Raw genomic sequence first — 16,541 nt, 5'->3', positions numbered from 1 at the left:
GCGGCAAGCTCGCCGCGCCTCTCATTGCAAAGTCGGGCTCACAGGATGGCGCTGCTTACCGGGGCCAGCCTCACATTCATCCCGCACCTCGATTTTTTGCCGCGAAACACGACCGCAGCCGCCTCGTTCGGCTAAAATCCCCGCGCCTGCAAAGCGCGCGGAAAACGCGGGGCCGATGACGGCTGCATCGCGTTATCCAACGCGGCGGCACCACCAATCGGAACAGACATAAGCAAAGACTCCGCAACCACACAACGCGGATCCAAGGTAGCGGTATGGCCAAAGTGCTGTTGCTCGACGACGAGGTCGAGTTGCGCGAGGAAATCGCCGCGTTCCTGGAAAAACGCGGCTGGACGGTCGATCAGGCCGGCACGGTCGCGGAGTTCCAGGAACGCGCGTCGGATCTCGCATTTGCGATCATCGACGTGATGCTGCCGGACGGGAGCGGCTTCGATGCGGCCGTGTGGCTCAGGGCCCGGCATCGCGACTGCGGCATCGTCATGCTGACCGCCCGCGGTGACACACAGGACAAGATCGACGGCCTGATCGGCGGCGCCGATCACTATCTCGTCAAGCCGGTGAAACTGCTCGAACTCGACGCCATTCTCCAGGCGCTCGGCCGCCGGGTGGCAAACGACTGGCGGCTCGACTGTCAGGCGCGCGTGCTGTCCGCGCCGGTCGGCGGCCGGCTCGAACTGTCGGCAAGCGAGATCGCCTTGCTCGCCCTGCTGGCGCGGCATCCGTCCAAGGCGGTGAGCCGGCGGCAGATCGCCGAGGATTTCGGGTTCGACTGGGTCGACTACGACGAGCGCCGGCTGGAAACGATGGTCAGCCGTCTGCGGCAGCGCTGGCGCAGCGAGGCGGGCTCGGAACTACCGCTGAAGACCGTCCATCGCACCGGCTACACGTTCGCCGCGCCGCTGATGCTCGCCTGACCGGCAACGGCCGCCCTCTCCGCGTTCGCAGGCAAAAAGACCGTCGCCCGGCAGCCGTGCCCCGCTTCACTGACCAGGTTCAACGTGCCGCCCTGCATCTCGACCATGCGGCGTGCCAGCGGGAGACCGAGGCCCGTTCCCGGCTTGCGGCCCACGTTGCGGCCGCGGAAGAAGCGCTCGAACACGTATGGCAGGTCCGCCGGCGCAATGCCGGGGCCGTCGTCCTCGACTTCCAGCTCCACACCGCCCGGCACACGCCGGCCGCGCAGCACGATCCGGGTGCCGCCGGGGGTGTATTTGACGGCATTGTCGGCAAGGGTACGCAGCACGAGGCGCGTGAGGCTGCTGTCACACGCGAAGGCGTCCGGCAGGTCTTTCGCGTCGATTTCGAGGCGGTGGCCATCGGACAGCGCCCCGGCGGCGGTGGCCGCATCGTCGAGCAGCGCCGCCAGCCGGGTGTCGCCGATGCGGGTTCCGCGTCGCAGCAGCTCGAACCCGTCCTCGTGCAGCGAGTCATTGATCAGTACCGTCAAGCGCTGCGTCGCGCGCAGGATCTTCTGGTAGCGCGACGAGGTCAGCGGATCGCTGCCGGAGTCGTCGAGGTCAAGATTCTGGGCGGTGGCATCGATGACCGCCAGCGGCGTCCGCAGCTCATGCGAGACGGTCGCCAGAAGCTGGCGCTGCTCGTCCTGTGCGCGCTTTTCCATCGCGAGCGATGCTTCCACTTGCTCCATCGCCTCCCGCAGCGCCTGGGTGCGCAGCGCGACCTTTGCTTCCAGATCGCGCTCGGCCTGGCGGGCGACGCGCAACGCGTCGGCCTGTGCCGTTTCCATCGCATTGCGCATCGCGTTGTAGCGCGAGCTGATCGCCGAATTCATGATCAGCATGAATGCGAGCATCCCCAGGTATCCGGCGTTGTCGGCGAGCAGGCCCGGCGGAATCCAGCCCACGTTGCGCGCGACGCGTAACGCACTGCCGCCGAGCAACAGCAGCAGCACGAGCACGACCACGCGCGCGTGCCGGTAGCCGCGGGCGGTGAGCCAGAGCGACACGCCCATCGTGACGAGGATGACCGCGATCTGCCAGAACAGGTAGAACGGCCGCACCCACCAGACATTGACGACCAGCATCAGCGGCGCGACAGCCAGCGCCACGACGATCGTCAGTGCGGAAAAAGCGATCGTCGGCCGGCGCCAGCGCCCGTTGAACAGGCCGAGGTAGTGCGCGGTGAACAGCGTGCCGGCGGGCGTGCCGAGCAGCCAGCTGAGCAGGTAGACCGCATTGCTCGCGGCCGGAAAATCCGGCAGCAGGTACTGATAGATGTAGCCTTCGGCGCCGAGCGCGGTGAGCAGGTTCACGACGACGCTCAGCCCGTAGAGCCCGAACGACGCATCGCGCGTCACCCGGAACAGCCACAGGCTCGAGACGAGCAGCACGAGATGCGCGGCGTCCAGCAGGCCGAACAGCAAGGATTCCTTGCTCGTGGCGGAGATGAACGCGTCGGGCGACCACAGCGCCATCGAGAAACTCATGGTGCTGGTGCTGCGGATTCGGAGATAGAGCGTGACCGGTTGGCCCGCCGGAAGGTCCAGGCGAAACACGGGGTTCCGGTACGCGATGTCGCGTTGTTCCACCGGCTTGCGATCACCTGCGACGTGGCGCTGGTACCCGCCGCCCGGCTGCGGCACGTACAGCGTGACGTCGTTCAGCAATGACGACCGCAATTCCAGGAGCCACATCGGCGGTGCGCTCGCCGGGCGGGTCACGGTCAGGCGCAGCCACGCCGCGCCGTTGACGTAGCCGAGCGCGGGCTCCGACGTCTGGCCGACGAACCCGCGCGCGATCCCGGGCTGCGACACGCGCTCGACCGTGAGCGTGTCGCCCGGATCGCGCAACAGATCCCAGCCGTTGCGGATGCTGACCTGCCCGCCGTCCGGCAGCGTAATCGGCGTGGCCGCGAAGGCCCCCGAGGCCCAGGTAATCAAGATGAGGAAGATGAGCCGGAACATCACGCGATTCGTACGGGTGTCTGCGATCGGGCGACACTATAACCGAACACGCGACGCCCGCCGGCACCCCGACGCCGCCCGCACCCCGGATGTCAGAACTTGTCAGTTTTCGCGGCGCACGCTCATTTAAGATGCACGCCAATCAAGGAGGCCCGGGCGCGGTTCGCCGCCAGTGAATGCCCGAAACCCTTGACCAGCGGCGCCACCCTTGCCTACGCCCCGCACGACGACGGCGCATCGACGCCGAAAACAACGATATGGCCGGGCTGGCGGCGGCATTCCGACGAGCATTGACAATAAATCAGGCACGAGGCGCTCGTTGAGCAGCAATGCCGTCGCCACCGACGGAGGTCGGCAGGATTGGACGGGCTTCGGTGGTGTTGCGCGCGACGATGACGGGCAGCGGTTCGTCCTTCTCCAGCCTCGCCTGGCCCAATGGGGCCGGGCGAGGCCGGACGCGCCGCGGTGCCCGGCCTCTCGATCGTGCGAATTCAGATGAACACCCTGCGTCAGGCCAGATAGGCAGCCACTTCATCCGGCGTCAGGAATCGCACCAGCGTCACGGACGGGTTCTGCGCCGGATGACAGACACCATTGAAGCCGTTCCAGCTCCGCTTGATACCCTCTTCCGTGTCCAGCGCGATCAGCACGCATTGGCCGTGCTTGCGGTGGCTGCGCAGCGGCGCTTCCCCCCAAGCGAGCGCCAGGTTGTGGACCAGCACGCCGTTCTCATACGCATGCGCCTGCAGCCAGTGAAACTCCGACGTGTCCTGATCTTCGTCACCGCTCCTCGGCGCAATCGGCTTGCCGACGCGCAGCGTCTGCGCGTGCTCGCCGATCAGGCGCTGCAACAGCGTGAACGCGTGGAACGTATTGTTGACCGCATGCACGCTGGCCACGAAGCCGGTGCCGGAAGCCGGCAGCACGACGACGCACTCCGGTTCGTTGCTCATCGCCGACGCGAGGCACAGAAAGTACAACTGGTCGAACGGCAAACTGTCGTTATCGGCCATCCGGTCAAGCAACGACTGCAAGGCAGCATCGGCGACGAGATCGCGGTGATTGTCCTGACTGCGCATCAGCATCGCCATCAGCGGCAGCACCAGCGTATCGACCGCGTCCCGCAACGCATCGACCTCCCAACGCTGCTGCGCGCCCAGTGCATCGAGCTGCTGCTGAGCTGCTTGCCAGTCGCGCCGTTCGTCGTCGGTGGCCTCATCGTCGCCCTCCTCGACCGCCCGTGCGCAAAACGGCGCGAGTTCGGGCAACCACGCCCCAAGCCTCGCCTGCGCGGCCGGAAACAGGATGCGCGGATCGGCCCCGCGCTCGACGATCGCGCCACCGAGCAGCGCCAGCAACGCCGCGCGATTCGGGTGCAGCGCCGGCAGCTCGGCCGCACACGCGTGCAGGATGGCGTCAGCGCAGGCAGGGTCCTGCGCCTGCTCGCGCAATTCGTCGATTTCGGTCAGTTCGAAGAAATCGTCCATCGTGAAGAGATCGGCTTCGTCGAGGACGGGCCGGTGCAGGACGGCAAGGAGTTCGGGTGTCAGCGGCGTCATGGCGGGTGTCGGTGCAAGGAAGAACGTGCGATATCGGCGTAGTCGAAGCGGACGGGGCAGCACTCGCCCGCCTCGGCGGCAAGCGCGTGTTACTCGCGCATCCCCTCCAGATCGCGGATCAACTCGCTCGCCGAGATCTCGTCGAGCGTCGACAGCGAATCCGCCTCGCGAATACTGCCCCAGTTCGACGGCGAGCCGGCCTGCAACGCACCGAGCTCCTGATCCGGATACATGTCGACCGCCCCGACGATGATCCCCGGATCGAGCGACAGTTCGATCACCTTGCCCGCGCCGAGCGGCTTCGTGAAATACCAGATGCAGCCGGCATCCTCCACCTGGCCACGGCGCCAGCCCTTGTTGACGAGCCCGAGCACGCGGCCGGTCGGTACCTTGACACCCTTCCAGCGTTCGAGCAGCCGCCCGTTGCGCTCATCGTCGGTCAGCCGGTACACGTCGCGCCCGAGCTGGGCGAACGGCTGCAGCAGCTCGTAGTCGGCGAACACCTGCCCGAACGCGGCGGCGTCGGCCGGCGCGATCTCCAGCGCATGCGGCACGCCGATGCGGATCGTCGCGCCTTCCGGCAACGTGAACGCGTCGTCGTCGGCCGTGGCCGCGGTGCCGTCTTCCGCCACGCGGAAGCAAGCCTTCAGCGTGCCGCCGAAGTTGCCGCCGTCATCGACTTCGTACACGCCCCAGATGAGACGCTGAACCAGGTGACGCACCAGCGGATGCTCGGCGAGAAACGCGCGAAACACCTCCGGCGTCCAGCGGCGGCGGCCGCACATCGCCACCTCGAGCCTCGCGAGCTGCTGGCTCGCGATGGTGCGCGCATCCTTCTTCAGCAGCTTGAAGCGCTCGACCGCTTCCTTGCCCTTCTCCGCATCGTCGGTCTTCTTCGGCTTCGGCAAATCCGCGAGCCGCGCGCCGGCCACGCCGTCGGCACCGGTCTCGCGCACATACGGCTTGAGCGTCTCGTCGAAGCCGACCCGGAACGCACGCGGACCGAAGTCGAGCAGCATCGTGCCCTGCGCGTCGAGCCCGAGATCCGGCGCGAGACGATCTTCCAGCTCCTCCGACGACAGCCCGCGTGCTTCCGCGATCGCGTCGATCTTCTCGCGCGCGCGGTCCTGCAGCGCACGGAACTTGACCTTCTGCGCGATGCCGTTGAGCAGCATCAGCGCGACGTCGCTGCCGATCGAGGCCAGCACGTCGAGGCCGGTCGCCGCGCGTGCGTGCGCCGATTCGCCGGGCCACGTGCGAATCAGCGGCGTCAGCTTGCGTGCGGTGTCGTCGTTGCCGAACAGGCCCAGCGCGTTCAGTGCCCAGCCTTCCTTGCCCGGCGCGCCGGCATCGAGCCATGCGTTGAAGCAATCCCACGAGAAGTCGGCCAGCGACTCCGCCGTGCATGCGTCCTTCACGATGTCGATGCCGCCGTAGATCCCTTCACTGGTCGGGAACGTCAGCATCTGGCCGAGAGGGTCGAGCGCATCGTCCGGCAGCGCCTTGCCGTTCTTCAGCACCGGCCGGCGCCAGCCGCGCGGCTGCCAGAATTCGGGCAGCTTGCTGCGCTTGGTCGGGAACCGGTCGAGCGGGCTCTCGTCGAGCACCGCGCGCACCGCCTGCGGCACCGCGGCGTCGGCATAGCGCGAGGCGACGTCCATCAGCAGCGCCTCGTGGCCGTTCGCCTGCAGCAAACGCAGCGCGGTGCCGGCGCAGTCGCGCGCTTCGCCCGGCTTGCCGAGCGACGGCGCGATCAGGCCGCTGGCCGCATGCTCGGGAAACTTCAGCAGCCACGCACGGCCGTCGTCGCGCAACGTCTTCAGCTTCGCGAACGCGCGGGCCGCGATCGGCGCGCATTCGATGGCGCCGTAGTTCAGCGCGTAACTGAAATTCTCCGTCGGCTTGCTGCGCACGGTTGCCATGAGGCCGGGCAACGCGGGCAAGCCGAAAGTCGCCATCAGCATGTTGACGCCGGCCGTGCTGTAGTCGCCTGCGATCGCGTTCCAGATGTCGACGGCCACCGCGGCCGGCAGCAGCGTCAGGTACTCGGCGCGCAGCGAGTACCAGAAGTACCGCTCGCGCTTGCGCTCGTCGATCATCGCGCGCCACGCGGTGACGAACGCCGGCGCGTCGCCTTGCCGGATCGCCTTTGCCGCAGCCTCGCCGAGCGGCCCGTAGTACTTCTTGCTCGCGTCGAAACCCAGGCCCGCGGCCAGCGTCAGCGTGTTCTTCGCCGCCTCGGCAAGTCGCTTCGCCTCCCACTGGTCCGGCGTTTTCGCGTGGTTGCGCTTCGCTTCGTCCCAGCATTCGATCGCCGCCAGCTCGAGCGGCTCCAGCGTCAGTGCAGCGGCCTTCTTCTGCCGCGCGGCAAGCCACGGCGGCGCGGCGAGCACGCCCGGCAATTCGTCCGTCGATGCGACGTCGGCCGGGCCGGCCAGCAGCGCGAGCAGTTTGTCGATCACCGCCTGTGCCGGTGCGTCGAGCCACGGCCGCAGCCCGTCGACGTGCGCCGTATGCGCGCGCAGCAGGCGTGTCAGGCTCGGCGTCAGCAGGCCGGCATCCTTGCCGCCCGCGGCCACGAGCCGCGACAGCGCGACCATGCCCGCCACCGGCCAGCGATCGAGCGACAGCGACAGGCGCGCGAGTGCGCCCTTCGAACCGCTCGCGACCTTCGCCAGTGCCGCCACCGCGTCGGGCGTGCCGATCGCGGCGAGCGCGTCGCCCGCCGCATCGTCGGCGGCGCCGCGTTCGAGCACGTCGAACGCCGCCGCGCCGCGCTCGCGCAGCGCAGTCGCGACCATCCGCGACAGCCCCCAGAACGAATGGCCATAGCTGTCCGGCCGGATTTTCGCGGCGATCGCGATCGCATCGGGATCGGTCGCGGTCAGCAACATCCAGTGCAGCGTCTCGGGCACGTCGCGCTCGGCACCCAGCCGGCGCACCAGGGCATTCGACACGTGCGGCGCATCGGGCAACAACAGTGCGGGAATCGGCTGGCGGGTCGGGTGCAGCATCGGCAACGCGGCCTCGCTCCTGTCGACGCAGGCCTGCCAGTCCGCCTCGCTCGCGGCGGCGAGATGCTCGCGCAGCGCCGCCTCGCTGCCGACGATCGGCCCGCGCCAGCTACCGCGCACCGGGCCTTCGACATTCGTCGTGAAGCGGTGGACGCGGCGCTGCGCCTGACGGTCGTAGTCGGCATGCACCTGGATTTTCAACGCATCGAGCAGCACGTCGATCGTGCCCGTCAAGCCGTATTGCGCAACCAGGTAATCGACGACCGGGCGGCTGATCGTGGTTTCGCCGTGATAGTCGCCGACGGTCATCGCCAGCGCGAACAGCGCGGCATCGGCTTCCGCATCCGCCACCGGACCGGCAATCGGCGTGCGCGCGGCCAGCCGGTCGAGCATCCGCTGGACGGCCGGGCGCAGCGCCGCATCGGTCGCGCCGATGTCGATCGAGTAACCGTCCTTGCCTTCGATCTTCAGCCACGCGGCGCGCACGTCGAGCACCGTCACCTCGACGGGAAAGCGGCGCGACGCATAGGCTTCGCGCTGCATCTGCGGCGACAGGCGCACGGGGTCGCCGTGCGCCAGCCACGGCGGTGCGCCCGTGTCGGCGACCGCGGGTGCGGCGGGCGCCAGTGCGGCGGCCTCGGTCGCCACCGACTCGCCCAGCGCCACGGCTGCCGCCTGCGCGTGGTCGTGCACGGCGGCCGACGTTCCCCAGCCGTACAGCAGACGGCGCGACTTCAGCAGGTCGAACGCCATCGCGGCGCCCTGGTCGCCGACGTTATAGCGGCGCTTGATCGCAGCGACCGTCAGTTTCTCGCCAGGCTTCATCTCGCCGTTCGCGATCTGCGCGCGCATGATTTCGAAGACGCGCTCGCACTGGGCGTCGATACTTTCGGTGGCGACGGGCGGCACGGGTGCGGGGGCCGTGGTTGATGCGGCCGTCGAAAGCGGCGCCAACGCGGCCGGCTGGCCCGGAGGCGCGGGCGGCGCACCATGCGCGACATTCGCCGCTGCGGGTTGCGCGCTCGCGGCCGTTTCTGCCTCTGCCTTTGCGGCCCCCTCCGGCACGGCGGTCGAAGTGGCCGACGGCACGGCGGCCGGCGGCTTCGCGGCGGTCGCGCCGATGCTGGTGCCGGCCGCCACCGCGACTTCCGCATAGCCCTTGCCGGTCTTTTCCTTGACGAGCTTGTCGAGCGCGGCGCGCGCCTTCGCGTCGTCCGCGAACGCCTTCGTCTGGCTCTGGCCCGCGGTGCCGATGCGGCCCCAGCGGATATTGAGCCCGGAGCCGTCCTGCTCCACTTCCCAGAACTTGCTGGAATTGCCTTCGATCAGTTCAAAACGACGCATCCGTTCCCTCTCACTCGGATCGACGACGCAGCACGATGCCGCGCCTGCATGTCGTGGCCGCCACGCAGCCACGACGCCCTCTCGTTCATTCATCCCGCGATCCGTGCAATTTGCACGACGACTCGCGATGTCGGGCGCTGCCTGCTCGCCCGGTCGACGGTCATGCCGTCATTGCTCGACGATGCCCAGCAGCAGCAACGTCAGCGAACCCAGTTGCGCCAGAAGCGACGCCGGTTGCGCGGCACGCAGGCCGTCAGCCAGCGCGCGCAGCAGCCGGCCCGCATGCGCGAGGCCGGCCCGCTCCAGCCGCGCAGCCTGTGCCAGCGCGCGCTCGACCGCACCGCCGCCCTGGTGGCGCATGCCCTGCCTCAGCCACTCGGCCAGCAGCGCCAGCGTGTCCTCCGCGAGCGCGACCAGCGCGGGCGACGGCTCGCGCCCGCCGGCCAGCGGCAGCGGTTGCGGCGCCGCCGCCTCGGTCTGCAGTACGACGGCGCGCTGCGCGGTCAGCACGGCCAGCGGCCGCATCACGGCCGTGCCCGCGTGCAGGCGCACGGTGCCCGCCAGTGCGCGCAACGCGCCCCATTCGCCGGACAACGCGCGCGCCAGCGCATCGACTGCGCCAGGCGCCACGGCGCGATGCGGCAGCGCGAGATGCAGCACATCTTCGCCGCCCGCGTCGGCCGCACCGGCTTCGCCCTGCGCGAGCCGCGCGTGCAGCACCTGCGCGGCCGCATCCCAATGGACCGAGCGCACGACCATCGGCTCGAACGCGACGACGTGCAGCGACCCGGCTGCGCCGGCCGCCGCGCCATTCGCCGCCTGTCTCGGCCGCACGAAATCGGGCAGCGCGTCACGCAGGTGCGCGACGAGCGCCGCGATGCCCGGCTGGCGGATCGGCGCAGCGAGATCGTCCCAGGATTTCGGTGACAGCGGCAGCACGCCCGTCTGCCGTACGCCGGCCGCGATGTCGACCGCACCGTTCGCGCGACGCTTCGCGGTTTTCGTGACGACCTGCCCGGCCGCGATCTGCCGCAACGGAAAACCCGCGACGCGGCGGCCGGCCAGATCTGGTGCCCGGCCGCCGGCCGCGACGTCGGCGGCACGCGGCCAGTTTCGCGTCAGCACCATCACGGTCTGCGTGTCGGGATCGGCGAACAGCACGCTCGCCCCCTCTTCCGCGTCGTCGGCCCACAGCTCGACGCCGAGCGACACCAGCCGCAGATGATCGAGTTCGACCTCGCCCTTCACGCCGATGCCGAGCATCTGGCGGGCCGGCACCGCGGCACCGTCGCGCTGCGTCGCGGCGGACCTCGCCGCGCGCAGGCGCGCCCACAGTTCGGCCAGCACGCGCACGAGCCGCAGCGGCTCGAAACGGCTGCTGCGCGCATGCTGCGCGTGCACCAGCTGCCAGGCTTCGTCGAGCGCGTCGTCGACCCACTGCCAGCCGCGCTCGCGCAGGCGGCCGCGCAGCGACTCCACGCGTGCGGCGAGCGCGATCGGCGGCTGGCTCGAGCCGTCCAGCCACAGCGCGTGCACCAGCGTGTCGAGGTCGGCGATCAACGCGTGCGCCGCATCGTCGCGCAACGGCGAGCGGTCGTCGTCGCTCTCGCCTTCGTCGCCGGCCGGCGGACGCACCTCGACGATCGCCTCCGATACGCCGTCGGCCGGTGCGCCGGCCTGGCGAAACGCCCAGACGGCGACCACCACGTGCGCGCAGCCGCTGCCCTGCCGGCAATCGCAGCGCGCATGCGCAAGCGAGCGTCGCGAGAAGAACCGCACCGTACACATCGGCAGTCGTGCAACCGGGGACCCTTGCGCGCCGGCCCACGGCTGCACGGCCACGACGGGCCGCGCCGCCGCCATGCGCACGGCCTGTTCGAGCACCGACGGCGCGAAACTCGCCGCCAGCGCGGCATCGTCGAAATCGGCGGGGCTCCATGCACGATCCGCGGACGACGTGCCGCTCGTGTCGTCATCCGGCGGTGCAAAGTCCGGGCCGTCGCGCGCCACGTCATTCGGATTGCGTGCCGCTTCGTCGCGCGTATCGACCGGCTCCGTCTTGCCGTCTCCGCCCGCACGCACATCGGCCGAATCGGTCGCATCGACCGCTTCGTTCGCCTGCATGTTCGCCTGATAGGCCAGCACCAGCATCACGCGATGCCGGCACATGCCGCTTGCCGTGCAACTGCATGCGGCATCGCGCAACGTTCGGCCCGGCGGCAGGCTGGTCCGCACGCCGTCGTCGAACGACGCATGCACCGTACCGTCGCCGTCGACAGCCAGTGCCGGCAACGCGCCGGCCGCGACATCCTTCTGTGCCCGCTTGACGAACCCGGCATTGGCGAGCGCGGTCAGCGCCTCCGGCGTCAGTTCGAGCAGATCGTCACGCATCGGCGCGCTCATCCCTGCACCTTCTCGGCGAGCCACGCGGCCAGTTGCCCGGGCGTCATCGCGCCGATTTGCGCGCCGGCGTTCACGAGCCGCGCCGCCATCTCGCGGTCGTACGCGGGCTCGGCCGCCGAATCGAGCGCAGCCAAACCGAGCACGCGCGCGCCGCTCTCGGCCAGTGCCTTCACGCGACGCACGAGTTCGTAGCCGCTGCCGCCTTCATAGAAATCGCTGACGAGCACGACGACCGTGCGCGCGGGATTCGCAACGCAGGATTGCGCATACGCGACGGCTTTCGCAATGTCCGTGCCGCCGCCGAGCTGAACCTTCATCAGCAGCTCGACCGGGTCGGATACGTCGGCGGTCAGGTCGACCACCGACGTATCGAAGGCCACGAGCCGCGTGCGCATGCCCGGCAATTGCCACAGGCACGCGGCCATCACCGCGCTGTGGATCACCGAGTTGACCATCGATCCGCTCTGGTCGACGAGCAGCACGATGTCCCACGGCTCGGCCTGGCGACGCGTGCGACTGTTGAAGACCGGCGTGTCGAGATACAGCTTGCGCCGCTCGGGATGCCAGTGGCGCAGGTTCGCGGCCAGCGTGCGTGTGTAGTCGAAGTTGCGCGCGATCTTCATCCGCGAGCGCCGCCGCCGGTCGCGCGTGCCGCTGAAGGCCTGTCGCACCTCGGTCGCCAGCCGCTCCATGATGCGCCGGACCACCTCGGCAACCAGCCGCCGCGCGGCCGCGAGCACCTCGGGATTCATCAGGTGCTTCGTGTGCAGGACGGCGCGCAGCAGTGATTCGGATGGCTCGATCCGCTCCAGCACCTCGAGGTTCGTGACGACTTCGTCGATGCCGAAGCGCTCGACCGCATCGCGTTCGAGCCGGTCGATCACTTCTTTCGGAAACAGCGTGTGGATCGTGTTGATCCAGTCCGGCGTGCTCAGCGCGGACGGCCCCAGGCCGGCACCGCGCTCGCCACGCTTCGCGCGATCGTCGTCGCGACCGTACAGCCATTCGAGCGCCGCGTCGGCAGCCTGCGCGTCGGCGCCCGGCGTGCCGCACGCGGCTTCGGCCGGTTCGCCGAGCAGCAGGCGCCAGCGTTCGAGCGGACCGGGAATGTTCAGCGGCATCGCAGGTCTCGCGGAAACCACGCCGCTCCGTGCCGTGACGGCGCGACATCGTGGTGAAGTAAGAAGAAGCCGGGCGCATGGCGGCCCGTCGATTGATGGATCACGACGCCTCCGGATCGGGCGTGAGCCCCCAGCGCCGCAGGCGGCCCAGCACCTGCGCCTCGATGCGTGTGGCGTGCGCGACCGCCTCGGGCGATGCGTCTTCCGCGTGCCGTTCCGTCAGCACACGTCGCGACAGGTGCGTGGCCTGGTGCAGCGCGAGCACCTGGTCGGCGAGCCGCCCGCGCTCCTGAGGCGGCAACCATGCGAACGCGCCGCGCAGCCCCGGTAGCGCGAGCACGAAATCGGCATCGTCGAGCGCGCGCACGGTCGCATCCATGCCGGCAACAAACGCGGGGGCACTCGCCAGTGTCTCGCGCGCCAGCGCAAGCAAGCCGCCGAGCGCATCGCCGAGCGCGGCGGCCGGCATCGCCTGCAGCAGCGCCATCGCGTCGTCGATACCCGCGACGGGTTGACCGTCGTCGGTGCTGGCGTGTGCGGCGAGGCCGAGCAGCGCGCCAAGCGCCGCGCCGCGACTCGCGGGCGCCGCCGCCGTATCGGCCGCCTTGCGCCGCCAGACGGCCAGCGCGCGCAACGGTTCGATCGTGAGCGGCGCTTGACCATCACCATCGGCGCCGGCCAGCACATCGGCCACGATCCGGCGCAGCGCGACGTGCCCCTGCACATGCGCATCGAGATCGGCCGGCGCCAGCGCGGCGGCCGGCTCCAGCAACCATAGCGCGCGATCGAAACCGGCCTCGACGACGATCCGCAACACCGGCGCATCGTTCATGCCGAGCAGATGGCCATGACGCAGCAGCGTATACAGGTTGCCGAGCGCCGGTGCGAGCGACTCGAAACGCTGTTCGCGCGCGACCGCATCACGCAGCGTATCCAGCAACTGATCGCTCAGTGCCGCCAGTCCGGCCCACGCGGCACGGTTCAGACCATCCGCGAGCGGCGCGATGCGACCGCCGGCCTGGCGCAATTCATCCTCGAGCCGCGCGCGTGCCGCGTCGGCCAGCGTCGCGCCCCACGCACCGGCTTCGATCAGCGCCGCCTGCTGCTCGAGCGGCTCGCCGAGCTGCCAGACCTCGTCGCGCTCACCCGACATCGCCAGTTGCGCGCCCTGGCGGCGCACGATGCCGGGCACGCGCAGCAGCGCCAGCCGGTGCAGCACGCGGCTGCGCGCACGCCCTTCGTCGGTCAGCAGGTCGAGCGTCAGCGTGCCGCGCAGCACGATGCCCAACGCGGCCAGTTCGTCGCGCACCGCGGCGACGAGCGGCGGTTGCGGCGTGCCGGGCGCGAGTTCACCGGCAACGTCGCCGGCCAGCGCATCCATCGCCTCGACCAGCACCGGGTCGGTGCCGGCCCGCAGCGGCCCGCGATAGGTCCACGGCAGCGGCGCGTCGAGCGCGTCCTTCACCAGCGCGCCGGCCAGCGCGTCGAGCCAGTCGCAACGCAGCGGCCGCACGTGGCCACGCAGGCGGGCCAGCCCTTCGGCCCGCACGTGCACGGCGATCAGGTCTGCTGTCGAGACGGGAAGCTTGCGTGCGCGCAGCCGCTGCATCACGTGCTCGAGCACGCGACGCGCGGCCCCTTCGGCACCGTGTTCCCAGACCCACTGGTAATAGGCCGGCGAAGGCATGCCCGACGCGTAGCCCGCGAACGCGTCGAGGCGCTTGAACGTGTAAGGCACGAGATAGGAACCGTAGCGGATGCTGTGCGCGGCCTCGTCGGCGGCATTCGCATCCGTCTCGGGAACGCCGGGGTCGTTCGCCTGTTCGTCGAGCGCGGCGCCGGCACCGGCACCGCCGTCGATCGAGCCGGGTTCGGGCGTATCGGGCAACGCGGCCGGCAGCGTGCGCCAGAGTCGCGCCAGCGCGGGCGCGTGATAGCCGCCGCAGACGACCAGCACGTCGTCCGCCTGCCCGCCCGCTTCGGCGACCGCCCACGCGATCCAGCGCGCCATCATCCGTTCGCGCGCCTGGTTGCCGAGCGAGCCCGGATCGTCGTCGCGCAGATGCGAGAAATAGGTCGACAGGCGTTCCGCGAGTTCGTCCAGTGCGTCGGGCGTATCGCCGACGTCCTCGAACAGGTGATCCCACAGCGCATCGCGGCCCTGCACGGCAAGCGTGTCCGCCAGCGCGCGCTCGTAGGCGTCGGCGCGTGCCTCGTGTTCGGCGTCCGCGACATCGGCATAGCGGTTCTCCAGCCGCGAGAATGCCGCGTGCCATGCGGGCAAGTCGATGAAGCGAACCATCGCGCCGACTTCGCGCCCCGCCTGCAGAGCCTGCCATTCCGGCGAATGCTCGGCGAACGGGGTCCACGAGCCGTAATGCGCGGCATCGCCGGACAGATAGCTGTAGATCGCGATCGGCAGGCGGTGCGGACGATACAGTTCGTCGAGCCGGTCGTTGAAATCGGCCGGCCCTTCGATCAACACGTAGCGCGGCCGCCGCGCGCGGATGCGCTCGGCCACCAGCCGCGCGCAGGCGGGGCTGTGATGCCGGATGCCGACGATGTGAGGAGTGTTGGACGTGTCGGTCTGCATGCGGCGCCCGTCAGTCGACGTCGATGCATGCGGCGGCGCCGATTGCGCCCGGCCGGCCCGTGTCGCCGTGCGCGCAGTGCGCGTCAGGCGCAACCCGTCCCGGCCGCGGCATATCGCCGTGAACAGTCGCATTCATGCTGTGCGTCACGGCAAACGGTGGCGCGCCGCATAGTACGCGCGCCAGTGCGCCCCTTCGCGCCGTGCGGCCTTCTGTTCGAAGTAGCGGCGCAGCTTCGCGCGATCGTCGGCGTTGTCCTTGACGACGGTGCCGGCGATGCAGTCGACGAGATCCTGCGGCGACCCTTCGCGCTGCTCGAGAAACCATGCGCGCACCCCGACCGCATGCGCGACGTTCACCGCTTCGGCCGTCGACATCACCGCCGTCAGACGGTCCATCGCGCCGTCGCTGCCCGACGCGTCGCCGGCCCCGCCGCGCAGATCGCGGAACGTGGTGACCAGCAGTTCCAGCACCGGCTGCGGCACGGCCGCCGGAATGCCGCTGCCGGCCAGGAGACGCGCGCTGGCTTCGCGCACGAGCGCGAGTTCGCTGTCGAAGTCGAGAATCGGAAACACGGTTTCGAAATCGAAGCGCCGCTTCAGCGCCGCGCTCATCTCGTTCACGCCACGGTCGCGCGTGTTCGCGGTCGCGATGATGTTGAAGCCTTCGCGCGCGTACAGCATCCCGTGTTCGCCGTGCAGTTCCGGCACCGCCATCACGCGGTCCGACAGCATGCCGAGCAGGCAGTCCTGCACTTCCAGCGGCGCACGCGTGATTTCCTCGAAGCGCACGATCCGGCCGTCGTGCATGCCCTGGTACAGCGGCGCGGGCACGAGCGCACGCGGGCTCGGCCCTTCGTTGATCAGCAACGCGTAGTTCCAGCCGTACTTGATCTGGTCTTCGGTGATCGACGCGCCGCCCTGGATCGTCAGCGTCGACGTGCCGCTGATCGCGGCCGCCAGCAGCTCGGACAACATCGATTTCGCGGTACCCGGCTCGCCGACCAGCATCAGCCCGCGGCCGGTGGCAAGCGTGACGAGCATGCGCTCGATGCTCGCGATCGGCGCGACGATCTTCGGCGCGATGCCGAGCGCACGATCGCCGGCAATGAATGCGCGGGCGGCCGTCAGGCTCAATTGCCAGCCCGGCGGACGGGGTTGGGCGCCATCCTGTGCCTTCAGCTCGGCGAGCTGATCGGCATACAGGACTTCAGCGGGCGGACGCTGCAATGCATGCGGTTGAGACTGAGCCATGTCTGCTTCTTCTTGTCTTGTCATCGCGGTCGGGCTCGAATGCCCTCGGAGCGCGAATTATATCGTCGAGCGCGAAGTCACGATTCGGCGATGCCGGTTTTTGTCATCTCGCGGGTGGGTCGCGGGAGCAGGCGCTGGTTCGCGATGGGTCGGGCCTAATGGAAACCGCAGTGGGCCGCACGGTGCGCGTGTGATGCCACTGCCGCGTCGGCCGGGCTCGAGGATGATGCCCGGCCACGCCGGACGAGGGGCAGACGAACGTGGCTATATGGAAAGTAGAAAGCGGAATCGGGCAACCCGACGTGCCCGATC

At 69.6% G+C, this 16,541-nt stretch carries 8 protein-coding genes; 1 reads left to right on the top strand and 7 read right to left on the bottom strand.

The features are described from left to right. The first annotated feature begins 275 nt into the window (after nt 1-275). On the top strand, nt 276-935 hold the full coding sequence (locus tag BCEP18194_RS30595) for a response regulator transcription factor (RefSeq protein WP_011355166.1): 660 nt from the start codon (nt 276-278) through the stop codon (nt 933-935). Here the strand turns inward: BCEP18194_RS30595 and BCEP18194_RS30590 are convergent. The 7 genes from BCEP18194_RS30590 to BCEP18194_RS30560 form a co-directional block, all read right to left on the bottom strand. Continuing rightward, nucleotides 902-2,944 (bottom strand): sensor histidine kinase, encoded by a 2,043-nt coding sequence (locus tag BCEP18194_RS30590; RefSeq protein WP_011355165.1) that lies wholly within the window; start codon nt 2,942-2,944, stop codon nt 902-904. The two genes, BCEP18194_RS30595 and BCEP18194_RS30590, sit on opposite strands and share 34 nt — an antisense overlap. A gap of 509 nt (nt 2,945-3,453) precedes the next feature. Beyond that, nucleotides 3,454-4,503 (bottom strand): hypothetical protein, encoded by a 1,050-nt coding sequence (locus BCEP18194_RS30585; RefSeq protein WP_050781626.1) that lies wholly within the window; start codon nt 4,501-4,503, stop codon nt 3,454-3,456. Nucleotides 4,504-4,592: 89 nt separating this feature from the next. Continuing rightward, on the bottom strand, nt 4,593-8,861 hold the full coding sequence (locus BCEP18194_RS30580; protein WP_011355162.1) for a WGR and DUF4132 domain-containing protein: 4,269 nt from the start codon (nt 8,859-8,861) through the stop codon (nt 4,593-4,595). A 168-nt stretch (nt 8,862-9,029) separates the two neighbouring features. Further along, nucleotides 9,030-11,252 carry an SWIM zinc finger family protein gene (locus tag BCEP18194_RS30575; protein WP_244273112.1) on the bottom strand — a complete coding sequence of 741 codons (2,223 nt, stop codon included), beginning with the start codon at nt 11,250-11,252 and terminating at the stop codon, nt 9,030-9,032. A gap of 8 nt (nt 11,253-11,260) precedes the next feature. After that, nucleotides 11,261-12,385, bottom strand: coding sequence for a vWA domain-containing protein (locus BCEP18194_RS30570; protein WP_041493302.1), 1,125 nt, complete (start codon nt 12,383-12,385; stop codon nt 11,261-11,263). A 100-nt stretch (nt 12,386-12,485) separates the two neighbouring features. Next, complete coding sequence (locus BCEP18194_RS30565) at nt 12,486-14,978, bottom strand: DUF5682 family protein (protein ID WP_011355159.1); 2,493 nt, start codon at nt 14,976-14,978, stop codon at nt 12,486-12,488. 144 nt (nt 14,979-15,122) lie between these two features. Further along, nucleotides 15,123-16,229, bottom strand: coding sequence for an ATP-binding protein (locus BCEP18194_RS30560; RefSeq protein ID WP_041493301.1), 1,107 nt, complete (start codon nt 16,227-16,229; stop codon nt 15,123-15,125). Nucleotides 16,230-16,541: the final 312 nt, after the last annotated feature.

It is taken from the genome of Burkholderia lata (assembly GCF_000012945.1).
Taxonomy (GTDB): Bacteria; Pseudomonadota; Gammaproteobacteria; order Burkholderiales; family Burkholderiaceae; genus Burkholderia; species Burkholderia lata.
The sequence above is the reverse complement of the archived record's forward strand: the minus strand, read 5'-3'. Positions and strand labels throughout refer to the sequence as shown.